Below are 19260 nucleotides of genomic sequence, written 5' to 3'. Positions count from 1 at the left end.
TTTACCCCACTGAACCTTCAAGACTGATTTCAAGCAACTTACCGGCTTCCACCGCAAACTCCATTGGCAGTTCGCGGAATACCTCTTTACAGAAGCCATTTACAATCATTGAGACTGCTTTTTCAGGGTCCAGGCCTCGTTGCCGACATAAGAATAATTGATCGTCACTCACCTTAGAGGTGGTGGCTTCGTGCTCAACAATCGCGGTTGGATTGCTGCTTTCAATATACGGGAATGTGTGTGCGCCGCACTGGTCGCCAATAAGCAGCGAATCACATTCGGTAAAGTTACGCGCGCCTTCAGCACCAGGGCCCATACGCACCAGACCACGGTAAGCGTTATTACTGCGACCAGCGGAAATACCCTTGGAAATGATGGTGGACTTAGTGTTTTTACCTAAGTGAATCATTTTGGTGCCGGTATCGGCTTGTTGTTTTCCGCGAGTTAATGCGACCGAGTAGAATTCACCAACGCTGTTGTCACCTTTAAGAATACAGCTTGGGTACTTCCAGGTGACGGCTGAGCCTGTTTCTACCTGAGTCCAGGAGATTTTAGCGTTTTTCTCACACAGGCCGCGTTTAGTGACAAAGTTGTAGATACCACCTTTGCCGTTTTCGTCGCCCGGGTACCAGTTTTGCACCGTCGAGTATTTGATCTCGGCATCATCTAGTGCAACAAGCTCAACTACGGCTGCGTGTAATTGGTTTTCGTCGCGCTGGGGTGCAGTACAACCTTCGAGGTAACTGACATGGCTGCCTTCTTCGGCAACGATTAACGTACGTTCAAACTGACCGGTGTTCTGTTCGTTTATGCGGAAGTAAGTTGATAGTTCCATAGGGCAGCGAACGCCTTTTGGAATATAAACAAATGAACCATCGGTGAATACGGCACTGTTCAGCGCAGCAAAGAAGTTATCGCCACGAGGAACTACAGTACCTAAGTACTTTTTAACTAAGTCAGGGTACTTATGAAGGGCTTCGGAGATAGGGCAGAAGATAACTCCTGCTTCTTCCAGCTTCTCGCGGAATGTTGTGACCACGGATACTGAGTCGAAGACTGCATCAACAGCTACGCCTGCGAGCATTTCCTGCTCATGCAGAGGAATACCCAGCTTTTCGTATGTGCGTAGCAGTTCCGGATCAACCTCGTCTAAAGACTTAGGCTTGTCTTTCATACTCTTAGGTGCGGAGTAATATGAAATTGACTGGTAATCTACTTTGGGATAATCGACGTGTGCCCAGTCAGGCTCTTCCATTTTTAACCAGGTGCGATAAGCCTTCAGACGCCATTCCAGCATCCATTCAGGTTCACCCTTAATGGCGGACAGACGGGCAATGACGTCTTCGTCCAAACCAATTGGGAAAGTTTCTGACTCTATTTCTGAAACGAAGCCTGCGTCGTATTTACGCGCAAGCGCCTGATCAATCTGTTCACTCATGATTTACCCACTCTAAAAGCTGCGGATGGGAGTTTCGCCCGTTACTGGCCGACAGTATAAAATACCTGACTAAAACACTCAACTTTATCTGCTGACCAACATTATACGGGATCACAGCCTTTTTGTCGCTTATTTCGCCGGGGAAGGTAAGCCTGTCGCTCTTTATTTTAAATGGCATGAGATAAATTAGAATGCTTGTTACATTTTGTTACATGTTCTAAGGTGCTATGTCTTTCAGCACAAATTTTAATCATATATTGTAAAGAGCTACATGAGTCGTTGGAAAAATGTAATATAAGAGGAATATAAGAAGAGAAGTACAGTGATAAAAAGTAGGTCTTTAGGTTTAGGGGGGCTGTTATGGGGCGTTACACTCGGTTAGCTTTAATCGAACACCAAAAACGTACGCAGAACTTAGGGTTGCTCGCAGAATCCTTAGAGATATCAGTCGTCCATCGTGCATTTTCTGAACTGGTTGGTCATTCGCCAGAGTCCGAAACCATGGTGGCCTATTCTCTGGGAACGGAGCAGTTATCCCGTTCCCACATCACCAGTGAAATTGCTGCGTTAACCAAAACCTATCCTTTATTTCTGGTTAATGCGAGAAAAGACGATGTTCGGCCTATTCAAGCCCTGAACCTTGGTGCCCGCGGTATTATTTATGAAAACGACCATTTAGACCGGGTACTGACCGCGATAAAAGTTATTAGTCAGGGGGAACTCTATTATCCGCGCTCATTGCTTTCAAATAAGATTGAAGAAATGATGCTGCGGCGGCAAGCGGATGACTCTTTTACTACCGTGTCTCAAATTAACTCTCTTACACCACAAGAGTTAAAAGTTATAGAGCTGGTTGCTACTGGTGCTCGCAATAAGGAAATTGCTGAGCACTTAAATATTAGTGCTCATACTGTGAAAACACACTTATCTTCTATTTTTCGAAAGACCGGCGCGCGTAACCGGGTCGAATTACTAAAGTGGTCCAGTTACGCGACATCCGTTTAACGCTGGTTAACTTTCTGCACGCCAATAACCCATTTCCAGGCCTTTTTCTATTAATTCCACCAGCGCTCTCTCCATGGCTTGTTTTACCGACAATTGAACCGGTTCGTTGGTTGAATAGCCGCCCTCGAATTCGGCCAGCCGGTTGAGAGACACGTAGCGAAACAGACCCGCCCGTAGCTCTTGTGAGAACACTTTTTTATTAGCTGATACCGACACCAGTACCTGCCCACTATAAACGTCTACCGCTCGTAGATAGACGGATACCTGATCTTCCCGGTAGAGTTCCGATGCACCAATACCAAAATACTCTGCGCCGATACCTCCGGTACTGACATTGGTGTCGTAGCTTATAATTCCGCCCTCTAGCAACAATCTGGCCTCACTTAGCGGAGGGAGCTCTTTATTTTTGCCTGAGTTATGAATTTTTCGCTCAGTTAACAAATTTTGCAGGTTTTCTCGCTCCATAGGTAAGAACCAACCTGATTCCAGTAACATTTGAGTGAGCATAGAGGTTGCACCTTGAGTCACTGCGGTAGAAAAGCTGGAAACGTTAGCTTGTGGTTTATACTGCCCGGTTTGATCCCTAAAGGCATAAACCGATACCGGAATACGGGTCTGGGGTAATGGGCTTTGTTTCAAAGTTGTCATTGTTGAGCTGGGCGCGTCAATTTCAGCGGGCTGTATATTGATGTCCGTCGGCTTGGGCATTAACGCGCAGCCGCTCATAACAAGCGAAGCTAAAATGAGGAGAACTTTACGCATGATCATTATCCTCACTTATATTGAAGGCATGGTGATAACAGTCTGTTCACCACTGCCGTTATGAGTGATGTAGACAATAACGCTACCGTCTGGCTGACCAACAACTTCAACCGTGTACTCACCTGTGTCATACAGGCCTTCAACAATTTCGCCATCCGCAATACGACGGGTAAGTGAATTGATGATATTACGCTCTAACGCTTCACGGAAACGATCAACAAAAGAGCGGTCGGTGTCAGGAGCCGAATGAGCATTCTGACTTTGTGCTTTTTGTAATAAAAAACTCCCGTTCATTGGGTTTCCGCCAAAGCTCGGGTTGATAGGTTGATAGACAATTTCAGTTGCTGCGGCATTCACTGCCGTAAACAAAAAACCAATGAAGAGCCAACGTGATTTCATAATCTGCGCCTTTAAAAATTATTATCTTGTGGCGTATCAAATACAGAGTCCGCTTTCACTCGCGCGACTTCGTTAATACTGATCAAAATGGCTTGTTCGGCCATTTTCTTGACATCGTTTTGCCGTCTTCCGAAGTAGGTCTGGAATATCTTGGTTTGCTCCATCTCCACCCACAAATAGGTGCCAGCCTGAGGATAGACCTGCTCGTGAATAACTACGGTAATACCATTGGTTGAGGGAATGTCACGCCAATAGCTGGTGTAGTAAAAGAAGAAGTCTTTACCGAAACGTGAAATGGTTCGATCCAGCACCATGCCGCCAAGCTCTATTTCGTCAGCCTGACTAACCGGAGTAAACAACAGAACGAGTAGAATGAGTTTCTTTAGCATAAAGATTAAGAAAGCGGCTGCGTCAAAATGAGGCAGCCGCTAACCTTACTTTTTAGTATTGAATAACAGTAGCGACGTTGTAGTCGCCTTGCTGATATACGCTCATAGTGTTGCCGTCACTGGCCTGACCGCCGGTAACAACGTTGTAGTCACCTACTTGCTGAATATCAACACTGCCTTGGCTACCGCCAACAATGAACGAACCGCCATCTCCGGCGATAACGTTGCTATTACCTTCCTGATAGAAGCTGATTAGGTTTTCATCGCCACCAATAATGGTATCGATTAAGTTAATATCACCTTGCTGTTCGGAATCTAACGTGTTGCCTGACGTTGTGCCTGCGTCGTAAGAGTAAGCAAGAGTTACGTTACCGTTACCAACCTGGTTAGACATGACATCGTTATCGTCACCAACAAACACAACTTCGGCTGTGTTTGTATCACCGCGCTGACGGCTCTGAATGTCGTTAGATACGCCCTGTACAGCCACTCCGTTAAAGTTGTCATCACCACGGCTGCTGACCATGATGTCATTTTGCTCACCGTAAGATTCACCGACGGCAGTGTTGTTATCGCCTACCTGCTCAAGCTCAACATTATGCATGTCGCCTTCGGTCGCAAATACTGCGTAGTTATTGTCTCCGCGTTGGTATGCATCAATTAAGTTGTCGTTACCAATCATGCCATTCGCGGCTTCAACAACGTTTGAGCTACCTTGCTGCTGAACGACAATAAAGTTGGCTTCGCCCTGAATAGGCTGAATCAGGAATTCGTTTGCTGAACCGTCCTGAAACACATCGACAAAGTTTTCGTTACCCTCTAAGTCTCGGGCTATAAAAACGTTTGATGAACCATATTGCTGAGCATAAACTTCGTTGTCATCGCCATTTGCACCAACAACACCTGCAACGTTACCGTCACCTTCTTGTGATGCTTCAAAAGTATTGCGGTCGCCTGAAGCATTGAAATAGCCTGATTCATTCAGTGAGCCAGACTGTTCACTTAAGAACAGGTTATCACTGCCTGAAATCTGGAAGTTGCTCCAGTTGGAATCGCCTGACTGATAAATTTCTGCTGCGTTATAGTCACCGCTTAGATCGATGGTTGCCTCGTTTGCAATACCAGACTGGTCAGCAATTGCTGTGTTACCGTCACCTTGTAGGAAAATGCTGGCAGAGTTCAAACTACCTTCCTGATAAGCAGATAACCAGTTGTCATCACCAACGACATCAGCATTAAAAACGTTCCAAAATCCAGACTGCTCGCCTTCGGCTAAGTTGAAGTCACCGGTTACGTAGGCATAAGCTTCCTGCCACTCGTCAAACTGAAGCAGCGATGTAACGTTATCGTCACCGTATTGGTCGGCATACGCCCAGTGTACAAGACCTGCTTGTTCGACATAGACTTCGTTGCCAATTTCAACGGCGCCAGCCGACTCCTGATTGACGACGGCAACATGGTTTTCGGCAACAGCGCTACCTGCAAAGGCAATGCCTAAAGCAAGAGCGATGGCACTTTTCTTTATGAGTATTTTCGACATGATTGTTCTCCGTAATTGTTGTAATCAAAACTGCGTGATGGACATTTCAGCGGCAGAGCCTGATTGTTGGATAGTGATAGCATTGTCATTACCCAGCTGTTGTAGCTGAATAAGATTGCTATTCCCCAATTGCAGGATGGTCGCTGAATTACCGCGTCCTGATTGTTCTGCAGTGACAGAATTATTGAACCCTTGCTGTTCCAGACTCAGAGTGTTCTCAAAGCCCGACTGAACCAAATACGCATAATTTTGCTCGCCCGACTGAATAACAGAAGTGAGGTTATAAGATCCGAGTTGAGCAATTTCTGCATGGTTTGCAAGGGCCTGCCGCTCCAGTAACCCTGCTAGCGCAACAGGAATGTCTTTTGCCACTCCGGGGAGTGAGACAAAAAGCAAAACCAATGCTGCTAAAAGTTGTTTTTTGTAAGTCAAAGCGGAACACCTCTTGTTAATAATTCCGTTAACAAGAATAGGTGGTTCAGAGAGCTGAACAATCGTATGAAAGGGGTATTTTATGTGACGCGTTCATGATGTTTTTGAATTGAAATATCATTATTTTTCATGCTCTTGAAGATTTATCTGTACCTCTCTGCCCCAAACGGGCTAGCCCTTTTTTCCTATTTGTGATCAGATTTTGTAAAGCTATATCTTTCGAGATATCTTTACGTCAAAAATATGCTAGTTATTTTCTAGTGCTTAAGTTTTAGGCACGACGATAACTCATAAAACAACAAGACAGAGGAAGCAAAATGGCTAATATTAAAAAGTTAGTCGTTGGTATTTCTATAGCGTTGGCCGCAGGTTCAGCTGTAGCGGCAACCGATAAGAAAGCTGATGATGATTCATTGCTGGTGATGTTTAAGCAGTCAGTGACGAAAGAACAACGGCAAGACTTAATCAAAAATGCGGGCGGCAGTTTACGCGCACTCGATGACAGTGGTCGTGATATCGCAATGCGTCATATTGCTGATGGCCGAATTGCTAAAGTTAACGTACGCAATGCAAAACAGCGTGATGCGTTAATCAAGCGTCTGTCTCAGCATCCGCTGGTTGAGGTTGCTGAGCCTAATTACGTTATTAGTATTAACGATTCAAAAGATCCCAAGTTCAATATTCTTGCTACTCCGGATGATCCTGGCTTCGGCGATATGTGGGCGCTGGAAAATACCGGGCAGAGCGGCGGTACGCCGGGTGCGGATATTGATGCCCGGCCAGCCTGGGATATTACGACCGGCGACAGTAATATTGTTATTGGCGTAATCGACAGTGGTGTTGACTACACCCATCCTGATTTAGCTGGAAACATGTGGGTCAACCCGGGTGAAGTCTGTGATAACGGGGAAGATGACGATGGCAACGGTGTTGTCGATGATTGCTATGGTTACTCGGCTATAACGTCCACCGGTGATCCTATGGATGAGAATGGTCATGGTACACACGTTGCAGGCACCATTGGTGCAACATCAAATAATGGCGCGGGGGTTACCGGAATTAACTGGGACGTGCAAATAATCGGCTGTCAATTTCTCGACGAGTTTGGTGACGGTTATACCGATGGCGCTATTGAATGTATTAACTACATGACCAATTTAAAAGTTAACCATGGTGTTAATTTGGTTGCGACTAATAACTCCTGGGGTGGTGGTTCTTATTCAGAGTCTTTAAAAACAGCCATTAGCGACAGTATTGATCAGGGCATTATGTTTGTCTCGGCTGCCGGAAACGCAGGGGTCGATGCAGACGTCACTGCAAGCTATCCTGGTGGTTACGATCTCGACGGTATTGTGAATGTTGCCAATACAACGCGCACTGATGATATGGAAGAGGACTCAACCTATGGTCTGGAATCTGTTGATTTAGGGGCTCCGGGTACGGAAATTCTTTCAACCTACTTAGATGGCGGTTACGCGACTGCAACCGGAACCTCGATGTCCAGTCCACATGTTGCAGGTGTTGCCGCATTAGTCTGGTCCATTGACCCGAGTCTTAGCATTGCTGAAGTAAAGCAAATTCTTATGGATTCAGGCGAGAGTATTCCGGCATTATCGGGTAAAACGGCTTCAGGAAAGCGTCTGAACGCATTAAATGCTTTAGAAGCTGCCGATCCCGAGCCGACTTACCTGTTAACTTTATCTCCGGGTAGACAGGAAATTGTAGCGGGTGAGAACGCTGCCTTTACTCTTGATGTTGACAGTATTGCAGATTGGTCAGGCACCGTTGATTTAAGTGTTGCGGCTGAGCCTGAACTGGATGTTTCTTTATCTGTAAGCCAAGCCAATGAAGGTGACAGTGTTGATGTACTGGTGAATACAACCGATGAAACACAATGGGGTGAGTACAGCATTACCGTCAGTGGCTCCGATGCTGAAACTGGTGAAATTACCCGTGAAGTAAGTTCGGCTGTGTATGTTCTGCCACAAGGTCTGTCAGACTTCTATTACGAAGACGCAGCAAATACCGATATTCCTGATGATGACAGTGAGGGTATTTCGCGAGTCATTAATGTACCCGAAACCGGTGTTGTCTTCGGTGCGGACGTGAGTGTGGATATTACCCATACCTGGCAGGGCGACTTGATTGTCAGCTTAACCTCGCCCGCTGGTACTGAGCATGTATTGCATGACCGTTCCGGTGGTAGCGCTGAAGATTTAGTGCGTAGTTGGTCTGTTGATACCTTTAATGGTGAAGATATGACTGGTGACTGGACGTTGACCGTTTCAGATAATGCAGGTGCTGATACAGGCACACTAAATCACTGGTCATTAACTTTATCAGCCGTGGAAGAGGATGATGGTTTGCCGGATGCTCCGGTTGCCGGATTTGAAACCAGTGTTGATGACTTAACTGTGACCTTTACGAATACTTCGTCAGACAGCGATGGCGACATTGCCAGTTACTTCTGGGAATTCGGTGACGGTAACACTTCAACAGAAGCTAGCCCGATCTATGCTTACTCTGAAGCGGGCGTTTATGATGTAACACTAACGGTTACGGATGAAACTGAGCTTTCTGATAGTGTCACCCGGTCAGTTAATGTCAGTATTACCGATATTGAACTGAGTATTTATCGTGCGACTCACTTGCGTAATGGTACGACGCTGGTCGACCTGCGTTGGAGCGGAGCTTCTGGAGATGTCGATCTTTATCGTGATGGGGAGTTTATCGAAACCCTGGATAATTCAGGTCGATACCGTGATCGCTTTGAGTCTGACGGAAGCGATGTAGTATACGAGCTGTGTGAAACCGGAACTGAGGCATGTCAATCAGCTACAGCGAGTTTCTAATGCTGAGTTAAGCCGACGTTTTAACGTATAAAGGGCACCAATTGGTGCCCTTTTCTATGCTCAATTATACCTAGCGGTTAATTAAGGTTCATAGCGTGCTTCAAGATCGACGCCTGAATATGCGCTGTAGGCAAAGACACCAATGTGCCAGCGGCCTTCCTGAGGGTTGTCGATAGTGCAGACTTCTTCATTCCCGGCATTATATGGACGACAGTCCCAGTTTGACTGAGTCGGTTCACTGCCTTGACGCAGGTAAAGATCCGCGTCGCCGCTGCCACCAGTAATAGTGACTGTTAATGTTGACATGCCAGCAGGAACATCCAGATAGAAGCGATTCCACTCATTAGTTGATGCTGATAAGTTATCAACAGTGCCACCGCCGCCAGATGAGCCGTCGTCGCCACCATTGTCACCGCCGTTTCCGCCACCGGACGCCAGTGCTACAGCAGCAGCGGCATCGACGATACCAGTACCACAGCCGCTGCAATTACCTGGGAACGAGCGGGCTGAATCACGCAGAATCTGCTCAATATCATCTGGTGTCGCTGCAGGATCAGCTGCTTTAATTAAAGCGGCCGCGCCTGCTACGTGAGGGGCTGCCATTGACGTACCCTGGCTGTAGCCGTAGCTATCAGAGCCTGGTGTTGAAGTGCCTGTGTTGTAAGTAGATAGCACACCGTTAGGGTCGTTAGCGCTTTGCATTGCACCACCTGGCGCCGCAACATCTACATTCGAACCGTAGTTTGAGTAGTAAGCGCGATCGCCGTTACGATCAGTAGAGGCTACGTTAACAACACCGCTACAGTTGCCCGGGTTGTAGTTGGTTGAGTTATCATTGCTGTTACCGGAAGCCACGACTACTGTCGCGCCGTTGTTGCGAGCGGTGTTGATCGCGTTCTGCGTTGTAGTTGAGCAAGTACCGCTGCCGCCCAGGCTCATGTTCAAGACATCTGCGGGGTTAGCGTTCGGGCTGGTGCCCGGAACTGAACCGCCTGACGCCCAGACAATACCATCTGCAATGTCGGCCAATGTTCCGCCGCAACGGCCAAGAACACGGACAGGAACAATTTTCGCGCCGTACGCAACACCGGCTACACCACTGGAGTTGTTGGTTTCAGCTGCGATGGTTCCGGCAACGTGAGTGCCGTGCCAACTGGAGTTTTGATCCTGAGCTGGGCGACCGTTACCACAGGCACCAGCACTTACCCAATCGCCTGGGTCACGAGCGTCGCTGTCACGGCCGTCACCGTCGTTGCCGATAAAGCTATCTGAAATCATGTCGTAGCCCGGAAGAATATTACCTGCCAAGTCCGAATGGGGGCGGTAGCCGGTATCGAGCACAGCAACAACGACGCCGCTGCCGTCGACTGAGTCCCACGCTGTTGGGACATTAAGTCCACCAACGCTTTCGTAATAATGCCACTGGTCGTCATAGTTAGGGTCGTTTGGTGTGGCAAAGTGTTGAAGCATTTTGTTTTCTTCAACAAACTCAACGCTGCTGTCTGATTTTAATGACTGAAGGTATTCTTTGGTTTCTTCCGGACTCAGTTTGCCATTAGCTTTTACAACGAAATGGTGCTGTAAAGCCATTGAACGCTCAAAGGCGACACTTTTACCGGTGCGTTTAGAAAGTACCGATGCAAATCCACGCATCTGCTGGGCAACGGCTGCAGCATTTGCGGAGGGATGCTGAGCTGATTGTTGTTGCATTTGCTGCACAACTTGAGAGCCATCTTTAAGTTTAACGATAAAGCTGGTTGATGGCCCGGCTGCCGGGTTTTTCAAAGATGGCTTTGCGCCATTATTGCCGTTATCAGCTCCGTTCTGCGATAAGGTATCAGCTGCTACGCCGGTGCTGGCTAATAAGCCAGATAATGCGATAGCAATTAACGTCTTATGCTGTTTATTTTTTGTCATCATAAGATTCTCTTTGTTGTTTTTTTGTGAGTTTAAATTTAGTGATAAACAGCGTCACTAGATATGTAACGTTATGTTACGTAAGTAGATTCTGTAGAGGATGACGGAAAAGTAAACCTTGCTACCAGTGTGGAAATATAACTAATATTATGTTTCTCGGGTTTTTGTTACCCCATGTTAACGTCTTGAGAGTCAGCGCTCACGCAAGTTGACGTCATTTTTAAAAATGACGAGTGATTTACACAACTTTACTTATATCGTTTTGTTATATTTTTATAGTAAAAAATGATTAACAGGAGCTGCATTTTTCTTCTGGCGCGTAAAAACGGGCTGATACGTCCGGGTGGGAGCGCTTTCTGCCCTTCATCACATTTTCGCCTACGTTATGCAGCAAAGGGTTGCCCGGATCACTGCTTGGCCCCTTAGCATGTTTTGCTAAATGGGAAGGGAGTTTTAACACGGGAACTGAGGCATTCAGCTGAGCGGCCATGAAAAATGCCGACGAATAACGGGTAACCCCAGTTTTAGGGCTGGTAACACGATGGTTAGTCGCTTTTAAATAACCATTAGAAGCCAGCTCCAGTAATTCGCCAATATTTACTACAAAGGCGCCGGGGCGCGGAGCCACTTTGTACCACTGTTGCTCGTACTCCACTTCTAGTCCGCTGTTTTCGTCCTGCAGAACTAAGGTGAGGTAGCCCGGGTCCTTATGGGCCCCAACACCCTGACCAGAGGCTTCTGGGCTACCGGGGTATTTAATAAGCTTGGTATGACGGTAAGGACCGTTGCTGATGGTTTCAGCCAATGTGTTAGCCGGTTGCTCGAGACTTTCGCATAACGCCTCTAAAAGCTGCAGAGACACTTCGGTTAGCTTGTCCTGCCAGGACAACAACTGGGTTTTCATGGCAGGCAATTGCCGTGGCCACTGGTTGGGTCCTATGAGTTTTTGCCACTCATGGCGTATAGCGGACGCAGCCTGAGCCGGCAGTTCGTCCATGATATCAAATTGTTCACGACGGTCCGGCCGGCCTGCTGTTAACTCTGAATAGTTTGCTGAGTAGCCACGAAAATGCGGTGAATGAATCATCTGCACCTGTTTCTTTTCTGCATCACTGAGTGCAAAAAAGGTTTTAGCGGTGTCCAGTACCTTAACTTGTTCTGCCAGTGAAATACCGTGGTCTTCCAGGTAGAAGAAGCCAACATCGCGCGCAGCTTTACCAAGGTCAGCAATGAATTGCTGGCGGTCAGAGGCACTGAGATAAAGTTTTCGCATGGATAATACAGGTATCGGGCTTTGCATAATTGACTCAACAGGTTGTTTCTGGTGCTGAGTTTACGTTGCCATGTAGCACTAACTGAAGAATCAAAATCTTCTATGGTAGATAGCTTGGCTATATCAATAATCTGCAATTAAGGCGGTACTTATTTCTGCTAGTACTCGACCAGTAACAGCTGCCTGTGTAAAATCTTTGGGTCTTTAATTAAACAGTGAGAAATTCAGAATGGGTCGCGCCTATCAAAACCGAAAAGATTCAATTGCTAAAACGGCGAATGCAAAGAGCAAAGTTTATAGTCGTTATGGCCGTGAAATTTACGTTTGCGCCAAGCAAGGCGGTGGAGATCCTGATGGCAATCTCGCGCTTCGAGGCTTAATAGAACGGGCGAAAAAAGATCAGGTTCCTGCTCACGTTATTGAAAAAGCAATAGACAAGGCACAGGGCGGAGCAGGAGAAGATTTTTCTCCAGCGCGTTACGAAGGCTATGGGCCCAGCAACTGTATGGTTATTGTCGAATGCCTAACTGATAACCCTAACCGCACCTTCGGCGATGTCCGTAACTGCTTTACCAAAAGTAAATCAAAAATTGGCGCTCAGGGCAGCGTTGCGCATTCATTTGACCACTGTGCGATTTTCGCCTTCAAGCATGACAATGAGGACGAAGTGCTGGAAGCCATGATGGAAGCTGATGTTGACGTTACCGACGTCGAATTCGAGGATGGTCTGGTTACCGTTTTTGCGCCAAATACCGAGTACGCGGCAGCCCGTCAGGCACTGACCAATGCGTTCCCGGATATTGATTTTGAAGCTGACGAAATTCAGTTTTTACCTCAGGTAACGACCAGCATAGCTGAGGATGATTTACCAATGTTTGAACGTTTGATGGATATGCTGAACGATTTGGATGACGTTCAAAACATTTACCATAATGCCGAACACTAGGTTGATGCAGATCAACTCGGTTATTCAGTAAACCTTATAAACTTCAGGGGTCTTCATTAACAAGGAGTTCCCCATGAAGCTTAAAGCATTATCGTGCGGTGTATTGTTAGGCTTGCTAAGCACTTCTGCATTAGCAAATGATTTTTCCATCAATGTTGGTGCCATCTCTGTCATGCCTGATGACAGCAGTAGTCACTTGAACGTTGTTGAAACTGTAGCTGGTTTACCAGAGAACAGTACTGGTGCTGGTGTTAATACCAATACCCAGTTAGGTTTAACCTTTGATTATAAGCTAACTGAAAACTGGACGCTTGAGCTGGTTGCAGCAACACCATTCAGTCATGATATTACCGCAACAGGTTCGCTGGCGGGACTGAAAATTGGTAAAACTAAGCATTTACCACCAACCTTGCTGGCACAGTATCATTTCGATATTAACAGTGAGATGTTTAAACCTTTCGTTGGTGTTGGTGTGAACTACACGACTTTCTTTGATGAGCAAGTCGATCCACAGTTGCGCTCAACTTTAGGAGCTTTGGGTGTTGTTACTGACAGTGACGATGTCTCTTTAGCGCTGAAAAACAGCTGGGGCTATGCTCTGCAAGCGGGTGTAAATGTCGATCTGAGTGAAAACTGGGGTCTTCATTTCATGGTCAGCCGCATGGATATCGATACCACAGGTGATGTTCGCGTAAACGGTAATACCATTGAAAGTGTTGATGTTGATATCGACCCTTACGTTGCTATGGCCGGTGTTCGCTATAACTTCTAAAGCCTTTGCGCCGCTCGCCCCCGGGCGGCGCATTTTTAATGTGGCGAGCGTTTCGACAATTTGCGCTGTAACGTACGCCGATGCATCCCCAGCTCTCTTGCTGTCTTAGAAACATTTCCCTGATTATCCGAAAGCACTCTTTGAATATGCTCCCACTCAATTTGAGTTGGCGTTAAACGGTTTACCGAAGCGTCTTCTAACTCCAGTTTCTCATTAGTAAAGCGACGTAGTAATTCATTGGTACCCACGGGTTTCGTTAGGTAGTCCGTTGCGCCGCGCTTCATTGCTTCTACGGTTGTTGCAATACTGGCGTAGCCGGTTAGTACCACTAAGTGACAGGGAGAGTAGCGTTCTTTGAGTGGTTGAATAAGTGCCAATCCATTGTCGTCGCCCAGCATCATATCCAGCAGAATACCGTCAAAATGACCTTCTAGCGCTAGTGCCTGATCACCCGAGTGTGCCATTTGCACCAAAACACCATGATGTTCGAGACGCCGCTGCAGAATGCCGCAGAAACCCTCATCGTCATCAATAATAAGCAGCCGGAATTTATTCATAGGCTGTTACCGGTAAAAGAAGCAACGTGAGCGTGCCCTCGGGAGTGGATTGCCAGCTGACCTGACCACCAAGCCGTTCAAGTGTGGCATGGCTGATAACCGCGCCAATACCCATACCATTTTCACTTAAGGTCATTGATTTGCCTATTTTGCGTTGTTGCGCCTGGCTTAACCCATCACCATTATCGAGGATGTGGATGGTGAGCTTAGGGTCTGCATTAACTAACGTCAGGTTGAGTTGCACAGACACGGCCAACTGGTGACTGCGCTCGCCGGCGCTAATAGCATTAATAACCAGGTTGGCGATAGCCGGGAACAGGGTGCGATCAGCGCTGATAATGACGGTTTTAAAGCGTTCGGGGCATTGCCAGTTGACCTGAGCATCAGGGCGGGCTATTCGCAGAAGCTGGCGTAACTGAGTAATGATTTCGCCGACAGTGTAATTATGCTGGCGCCTGGTACGCACGTCTTCAGCAGCGTCCCGCCATTGTTCAAGGCTGGCTTCAACTTTGCCCAGGTGTTCACTGAATTCTCGTTTTAGTGACAGCTCAATATCGCATTCCTGAAGCTCTTCGTTGAGTAATCGTAACGACTGCACCGGAGTGGCAACGTCATGAGTTAACTGAGCTGCGGCTGCACCTATGGTCAGCAGCTGTTCGTCGCGCAGCTGGCGCTCACGTGCATTTTGTAGTGCTTTTTCTGACTGAAACCACTGGCGTTTTAGGTAGTACATTGATAAAGAAATAATGGCCGCTGCAATCACAAAACCACTGACCATACCCATGGCGTGTTTCAACATCTCGTCGCTTAAGGCATGGGCGGTGTGACTTTGTTGTCCGGGCAAAACGGAAGGTAAACCTATTTGTGCAACTTGCCCCAGAATGCTTGTCAGCACAACAATCAAAGCAAAAGTCGGCGGTAACAATAAAAACGCTACGACAATAAAAATCAGTAATAACGAGGTGAACGGATTACTGATACCACCATTAAAGGCAACCCAGAGGTTGCCCAGTACTATGTCCAGACATAAAGCTAAGCACAATGGCCAGGCTTTATGAGTAATGAATTTATAGGTCAGTAATGTCAGCATCAGGCTTAAAAGTGGTAGTTAGTCTGCAGCCAGACAGTACGACCCGGCTCATTAACTTTGTCAATTTGCTGGTATCCGGAAATGCTGGCGGCGGAGCGACTCAAGTGCTCTGCATAGGTTTTATCCAGTATATTATCGACGCCTAAACTTAGCTGCCACTTTGGATCAATTTTCCAGTCGATATTTGCCGATAAAACACCATAACCCGGGCTGTTACCTATGTCGTAGCCAATGACATTGCCCTGATTCACTGCTGTGCGTTCTTGTTTATCCACCAGGCGCCAGAGCAAAGAGTAAGTCAGTGCGTTGTGGCGGTAATCAGTGGCAATACGCAGTTCATCAGCGGGTTGCTGCGGCAGATAGTTATCATCGGTTTTATTACTTCCGCGGGTTATGGCAAGTGCTGATGACACAGACCAGGCTTGGGTCAGTTGGTAACTTAAGGTTGTTTCTCCGCCCCAGGTTCGGGCGTCAATATTACGGACGGTATCCGGTTGCATCATCATGCCTTTCTGCAACAGAATAAAGTCATCGACCTGACTGTAGAAAATTGACGCATCCAGTTGCCATTTGTCGGCATTAATATCCAGACCAATATCCCATTGCTGGTTGGTCTCCGCGTCGGTATAAAAGGCCGATGCGGACGTTGGTGACTGGCGGTTATTACCAATGGCCTCCCAGTAGTCCGGAAACCGCTCTGCCTGACCCCAACCCGCATACCAGTAACCGTTCTTAAACTGTTTTTCTATTCGAAGAAATCCGCTATGAAGATTCTCACTGCGTGTTTCGTTGGCCGTGGGGTTGGGTTGAGCCGGAACTGACATTGGCTGAATGGTGGTGCGCTTGTCTGTCATTTTCCAGTGATCAAGCCGATAACCGCTGACCAACTGCCATTTTTGGCCGATAGCGTGGCGGTATTCTGCATAAATTCCATTTTGCTCAATAAAGGCGTCATCAACCCGGCTAAGGCTTTCAAATGGTCGGTTTAACTGATCTTTGCTGGAACGGTTACGGTGAGCTGACTCATTATGCTCAAGCCCAGTTTTGAGTTGCCCGGAAGTCAGTAGCTGCCATTCGGTAGCGATTTTAAAACCACGGGAATATCTATCCGGGTTACTGGCGGTCGGGTTGGGCATCATCATGGACGGGGTAAACTCGCGCAACGAATAGTTGTCCATAACGTGGTCAATGGTATTGAAATAGGCATTAACAGAAAGTTCTTCGAGCGAACGGTTGTCAGGTTGCCATTGGTAATTCAGTGCGACGCTTTCACGGTCAAAGAGCACCCCATCCATACTGCGATCGGCGTAGGCTGCCTCGCCATCGCTGACGCCAAGCTTGAGTATCAGACGATGCTGCCTTGACGGTGTCCAGGCCAGGTCAACATCGCCACTCCAGCGCTCATACTGGCTGTTAATACTATTACCTGAGCCATCTTCGTAGTCATCGGCGGTTGCGGCAGATGCGTTTACCCGCACGTAGCCGGGTTGTGCTCCCCAGGTTAAATCTGCAGTGGTATTTAGCCGGCCGTACTGCGCTGTGGTGGCATTTAAGTAACCGGTAAACTCCGGCATTTCGAAAAACGTTGCTTCGCGCTCAAAATGGATAGACGCTGCTGAACCGGCGAATAATACGGTTTGTGGGCCCTTAACAATCGTCACGCTGTCATAACTCTGTGGAGTTATGTACGCCGTTGGCGGGTCCATGCGGCTACTACAACCACCCTGGAGCATTTGTCCGTCGTTGACTATGGTCAGTCTACCAGCTCCCATGCCCCGGAATAATGGGTCAGCAGAGGCGCCGCCTTTGCGGGTTGCGCTAAAGCCTGCGAGGCTTTTTAAAAAATCACCGGCATCGTGAGCAGGCAGCGGTTGTCTAGGTTGTTTCGAATCGACCACCCATTCACTGGGCGACTGCATCGATTCGCCAATAATGACAATTCTTTCCTGAATATCGGTGGTTTCGTTAGCGTAACTGATAATTGGCAAGAGCAAGCAAGTTGCCAGAGGATAAATAGACTTCATACGACATTGTCCTTTAATAAGGTAATGTCGCTATTATTCTCTATTTTTTAGGTGGTTAGGATGCGACAAAAGGTAGCATCCCTTTAGTAGTACCACTTAAAGCGAAGGGCAGAATTTATCTTTCAATAACGTCATAAAAGCTTCGGTATCCGGGTCTTTTATGGAGTAGTACACGGTTTGCGACTCTTTACGAATGCTGACCAATTGCTGCTGACGCAATACCGCAAGATGTTGTGAAAAAGCTGACGGGCTTAAGTCAAAAAACTGATGAAGTTGACCCACACTTTGTTCACCTAAAGCCAGTCGGCATAAAATTTGTAAACGGTGGGGGTTACCTAAAGAGCGCAGAAAGCTTGCTGCATTCTGCGCCTCTTCCTGAAGCATCTCTTGTGATTCAGTTGCACTCATGGTGTCTTTATTTTCCTGATTTTTCTAACTCACGCTCTGTTTTTAATCCTAACGCTTTTTTCATAAAAATGCCTGCCGGACAAAAACCCGTGAAAGATTGTTGAAATAGATTGGCGCCAATAAATACGGTCAGCCATACCCAGTTGGGGTGCACCCAATAAGTCAAAGCTACCGATAACAATACCATAAAGCCTGCAAATGCGGTTATAGCTCTTTCTACACTCATTGTCGAACTCCTTAGTTTTTCTATTAAAACGCATACCGCATACGCAGATACGCGTTGTTGTTTTCGGTGAACTGGCCAAAAAAGGTCTCTGGACGTTCGCGGAAAAATAGGTTGAAGCCGCCGCTTAATGACCAGTTATCGTCAATGCGGTAGTCAAAAGTCGGCCGTAAATAGCCGTCGCTTTGATTGGGTGATACAAAAGCAAACAGCGACAGATTCAGGTCATCACGCTCGTCGCGCCAGGTTAGACGGGTAGTGAATACGGTGCGTGTTTGTGTGGCACCTTTCTCTATGTATGCCTGAAAACCACCGGTAAAGCGCGTCCATAATTCTTGCTCGTAGCCAACCAGTGCGCGCCAATGATCTTCTGCATCATGACGGTTGTAATTGGCGACTTCGGTATTCACCAGTCCTGGTCCCAGAGGCATTCGAACGGAGGCGCCAACCACGGTTAAGCGGCCGAAGGTGGGTTGGAAGTTGTCAGTCACTGCCTCCGGGCTTTTGGTAAAACCGTCGTAACCATAGACGGCGTATTCCACGCCTTTGTAATTACGGAACAAACGTAAAGCGTATTCATCGCGCTTAGGCTCCACAAACTGAATGGACGGATCGTCGCCGGTCAACTGCTGGGTTAACGGATTAAAATAAGAAATGCGTTCACCGCGAATGTAATTATCGTGGTCAAACTCAGGAGACCAGACAAAGTCGACATTGAACCAGTCGAAATAGCTGGTTACACGCAGTGCGTCAGATGGTGCTTTTAAGTATTCCTGGTCACGTCCGACAAAGAAGGACTGCCAGTCTTTAGGGAACAGATCGTTGAGGAATAAGTAGTCGCCAGTGCCCCAGGTGAGTATCTGACGGCCAATTTTTATATCGGTGTTACCGAAAACCGTGAACTGGGCATTAAGCTCGCGAATTTGGCCGTGCCAGGTTTCATCAAAGCCGTCGTACCAGCCGTCGGCTTTTGCGGTCCAGGTAATGCTCTGCCAGCGTTCGTCAAAACCCAGCTGTAGTCGAGGCTCAGCAATAGACAGACGCTTGTGATAGGGGGAGGATTCAAATCGTCCGCCTATTGCCGCCTCAACATAACCATAGACATTGACGCTCTGATTTTGTTCCGCGCCCCAACCATCATCCCATTGCTCGTCGCTCCAGGAGTCTTGTGCAATGCTGCTTTGCGCAATAATGCAAAGGACGGTAAAGAGGAAAACCTTTATGTTTTGCATG

General features: G+C 47.3%; 18 protein-coding genes. 4 read left to right on the top strand and 14 right to left on the bottom strand.

Features of this window, described 5'->3' with window-relative positions:
* Nucleotide 1 precedes the first annotated feature (1 nt).
* Nucleotides 2–1438, bottom strand: a complete 1437-nt coding sequence (sufB, locus tag NJR55_RS01205) for a Fe-S cluster assembly protein SufB (RefSeq protein ID WP_253617110.1) — start codon at nt 1436–1438, stop codon at nt 2–4.
* 360 nt (nt 1439–1798) lie between these two features.
* On the opposite strand from sufB, the gene NJR55_RS01200 reads away from it, so the two are divergent.
* Complete coding sequence (locus NJR55_RS01200) at nt 1799–2443, top strand: response regulator transcription factor (RefSeq protein WP_253617109.1); 645 nt, start codon at nt 1799–1801, stop codon at nt 2441–2443.
* Nucleotides 2444–2449: 6 nt separating this feature from the next.
* Here the strand turns inward: NJR55_RS01200 and NJR55_RS01195 are convergent, their stop codons facing one another.
* Genes NJR55_RS01195 through NJR55_RS01175 form a run of 5 tightly spaced genes read right to left on the bottom strand, consistent with a single transcriptional unit; the run spans nt 2450 to nt 5965 of the window.
* Complete coding sequence (locus NJR55_RS01195) at nt 2450–3208, bottom strand: CsgG/HfaB family protein (protein WP_420844450.1); 759 nt, start codon at nt 3206–3208, stop codon at nt 2450–2452.
* A gap of 12 nt (nt 3209–3220) precedes the next feature.
* Complete coding sequence (locus NJR55_RS01190; protein ID WP_253617105.1) at nt 3221–3604, bottom strand: curli assembly protein CsgF; 384 nt, start codon at nt 3602–3604, stop codon at nt 3221–3223.
* A gap of 11 nt (nt 3605–3615) precedes the next feature.
* Complete coding sequence (locus NJR55_RS01185) at nt 3616–3993, bottom strand: curli production assembly/transport protein CsgE (protein ID WP_253617103.1); 378 nt, start codon at nt 3991–3993, stop codon at nt 3616–3618.
* A 52-nt stretch (nt 3994–4045) separates the two neighbouring features.
* A complete protein-coding gene (locus NJR55_RS01180) occupies nt 4046–5533 on the bottom strand; it encodes a hypothetical protein (protein ID WP_253617101.1) in 1488 nt (495 codons plus the stop codon).
* 24 nt (nt 5534–5557) lie between these two features.
* On the bottom strand, nt 5558–5965 hold the full coding sequence (locus NJR55_RS01175; RefSeq protein ID WP_253617099.1) for a curlin subunit CsgB: 408 nt from the start codon (nt 5963–5965) through the stop codon (nt 5558–5560).
* Between the two features lie 317 nt (nt 5966–6282).
* Between NJR55_RS01175 and NJR55_RS01170 the strand changes: the two genes are divergently transcribed.
* The gene (locus NJR55_RS01170; RefSeq protein WP_253617097.1) at nt 6283–8817 is read left to right on the top strand and encodes a S8 family serine peptidase; all 2535 of its coding nucleotides are present in this window, start codon (nt 6283–6285) and stop codon (nt 8815–8817) included.
* Between the two features lie 81 nt (nt 8818–8898).
* On the opposite strand, the gene NJR55_RS01165 is transcribed toward NJR55_RS01170, so the two are convergent.
* Both NJR55_RS01165 and NJR55_RS01160 read right to left on the bottom strand, forming a co-directional pair.
* Complete coding sequence (locus NJR55_RS01165; RefSeq protein WP_420844449.1) at nt 8899–10734, bottom strand: S8 family peptidase; 1836 nt, start codon at nt 10732–10734, stop codon at nt 8899–8901.
* Nucleotides 10735–11023: 289 nt separating this feature from the next.
* Entirely contained in the window at nt 11024–12034 is a 1011-nt protein-coding gene (locus tag NJR55_RS01160) for an isopenicillin N synthase family dioxygenase (RefSeq protein WP_275978002.1), read from the bottom strand.
* Between the two features lie 202 nt (nt 12035–12236).
* Here NJR55_RS01160 and NJR55_RS01155 point away from each other — a divergent pair, with 202 nt between their 5' ends.
* On the top strand, nt 12237–12953 hold the full coding sequence (locus NJR55_RS01155; protein WP_253617092.1) for a YebC/PmpR family DNA-binding transcriptional regulator: 717 nt from the start codon (nt 12237–12239) through the stop codon (nt 12951–12953).
* 73 nt (nt 12954–13026) lie between these two features.
* Nucleotides 13027–13725 (top strand): OmpW/AlkL family protein, encoded by a 699-nt coding sequence (locus tag NJR55_RS01150; RefSeq protein ID WP_253617090.1) that lies wholly within the window; start codon nt 13027–13029, stop codon nt 13723–13725.
* A 35-nt stretch (nt 13726–13760) separates the two neighbouring features.
* On the opposite strand, the gene NJR55_RS01145 is transcribed toward NJR55_RS01150, so the two are convergent.
* From NJR55_RS01145 to NJR55_RS01120, 6 genes are all read right to left on the bottom strand, one after another.
* A complete protein-coding gene (locus tag NJR55_RS01145; protein WP_253617088.1) occupies nt 13761–14282 on the bottom strand; it encodes a response regulator transcription factor in 522 nt (173 codons plus the stop codon).
* Nucleotides 14275–15372, bottom strand: coding sequence for a sensor histidine kinase (locus NJR55_RS01140; protein ID WP_253617087.1), 1098 nt, complete (start codon nt 15370–15372; stop codon nt 14275–14277). Before NJR55_RS01140 ends, NJR55_RS01145 begins: the two co-directional genes overlap by 8 nt.
* Nucleotides 15373–15377: 5 nt before the next feature.
* Nucleotides 15378–17396 (bottom strand): TonB-dependent copper receptor, encoded by a 2019-nt coding sequence (locus NJR55_RS01135; RefSeq protein WP_253617086.1) that lies wholly within the window; start codon nt 17394–17396, stop codon nt 15378–15380.
* Nucleotides 17397–17492: 96 nt separating this feature from the next.
* On the bottom strand, nt 17493–17804 hold the full coding sequence (locus tag NJR55_RS01130; RefSeq protein ID WP_253617085.1) for an ArsR/SmtB family transcription factor: 312 nt from the start codon (nt 17802–17804) through the stop codon (nt 17493–17495).
* 7 nt (nt 17805–17811) lie between these two features.
* Complete coding sequence (locus tag NJR55_RS01125; protein ID WP_153849448.1) at nt 17812–18030, bottom strand: YgaP family membrane protein; 219 nt, start codon at nt 18028–18030, stop codon at nt 17812–17814.
* Between the two features lie 23 nt (nt 18031–18053).
* The gene (locus tag NJR55_RS01120; RefSeq protein ID WP_253617084.1) at nt 18054–19259 is read right to left on the bottom strand and encodes a hypothetical protein; all 1206 of its coding nucleotides are present in this window, start codon (nt 19257–19259) and stop codon (nt 18054–18056) included.
* Nucleotide 19260: the final 1 nt, after the last annotated feature.

The sequence above is a fragment of the Idiomarina rhizosphaerae genome (assembly GCF_024159085.1).
Lineage (GTDB): Bacteria > Pseudomonadota > Gammaproteobacteria > Enterobacterales > Alteromonadaceae > Idiomarina > Idiomarina rhizosphaerae.
This window is presented reverse-complemented; position numbering and strand designations above follow the sequence as displayed.

What these genes read in the sequence shown, in the direction of transcription:
- sufB (WP_253617110.1), bottom strand. Translation starts at nt 1,438, where the DNA reads ATGAGTGAACAGATTGATCAGGCGCTTGCGCGTAAATACGACGCAGGC.
- NJR55_RS01200 (WP_253617109.1), top strand. Translation starts at nt 1,799, where the DNA reads ATGGGGCGTTACACTCGGTTAGCTTTAATCGAACACCAAAAACGTACG.
- NJR55_RS01190 (WP_253617105.1), bottom strand. Translation starts at nt 3,604, where the DNA reads ATGAAATCACGTTGGCTCTTCATTGGTTTTTTGTTTACGGCAGTGAAT.
- NJR55_RS01185 (WP_253617103.1), bottom strand. Translation starts at nt 3,993, where the DNA reads ATGCTAAAGAAACTCATTCTACTCGTTCTGTTGTTTACTCCGGTTAGT.
- NJR55_RS01180 (WP_253617101.1), bottom strand. Translation starts at nt 5,533, where the DNA reads ATGTCGAAAATACTCATAAAGAAAAGTGCCATCGCTCTTGCTTTAGGC.
- NJR55_RS01170 (WP_253617097.1), top strand. Translation starts at nt 6,283, where the DNA reads ATGGCTAATATTAAAAAGTTAGTCGTTGGTATTTCTATAGCGTTGGCC.
- NJR55_RS01165 (WP_420844449.1), bottom strand. Translation starts at nt 10,734, where the DNA reads ATGACAAAAAATAAACAGCATAAGACGTTAATTGCTATCGCATTATCT.
- NJR55_RS01160 (WP_275978002.1), bottom strand. Translation starts at nt 12,034, where the DNA reads ATGCAAAGCCCGATACCTGTATTATCCATGCGAAAACTTTATCTCAGT.
- NJR55_RS01155 (WP_253617092.1), top strand. Translation starts at nt 12,237, where the DNA reads ATGGGTCGCGCCTATCAAAACCGAAAAGATTCAATTGCTAAAACGGCG.
- NJR55_RS01150 (WP_253617090.1), top strand. Translation starts at nt 13,027, where the DNA reads ATGAAGCTTAAAGCATTATCGTGCGGTGTATTGTTAGGCTTGCTAAGC.
- NJR55_RS01145 (WP_253617088.1), bottom strand. Translation starts at nt 14,282, where the DNA reads ATGAATAAATTCCGGCTGCTTATTATTGATGACGATGAGGGTTTCTGC.
- NJR55_RS01140 (WP_253617087.1), bottom strand. Translation starts at nt 15,372, where the DNA reads ATGCTGACATTACTGACCTATAAATTCATTACTCATAAAGCCTGGCCA.
- NJR55_RS01135 (WP_253617086.1), bottom strand. Translation starts at nt 17,396, where the DNA reads ATGAAGTCTATTTATCCTCTGGCAACTTGCTTGCTCTTGCCAATTATC.
- NJR55_RS01130 (WP_253617085.1), bottom strand. Translation starts at nt 17,804, where the DNA reads ATGAGTGCAACTGAATCACAAGAGATGCTTCAGGAAGAGGCGCAGAAT.
- NJR55_RS01125 (WP_153849448.1), bottom strand. Translation starts at nt 18,030, where the DNA reads ATGAGTGTAGAAAGAGCTATAACCGCATTTGCAGGCTTTATGGTATTG.
- NJR55_RS01120 (WP_253617084.1), bottom strand. Translation starts at nt 19,259, where the DNA reads ATGCAAAACATAAAGGTTTTCCTCTTTACCGTCCTTTGCATTATTGCG.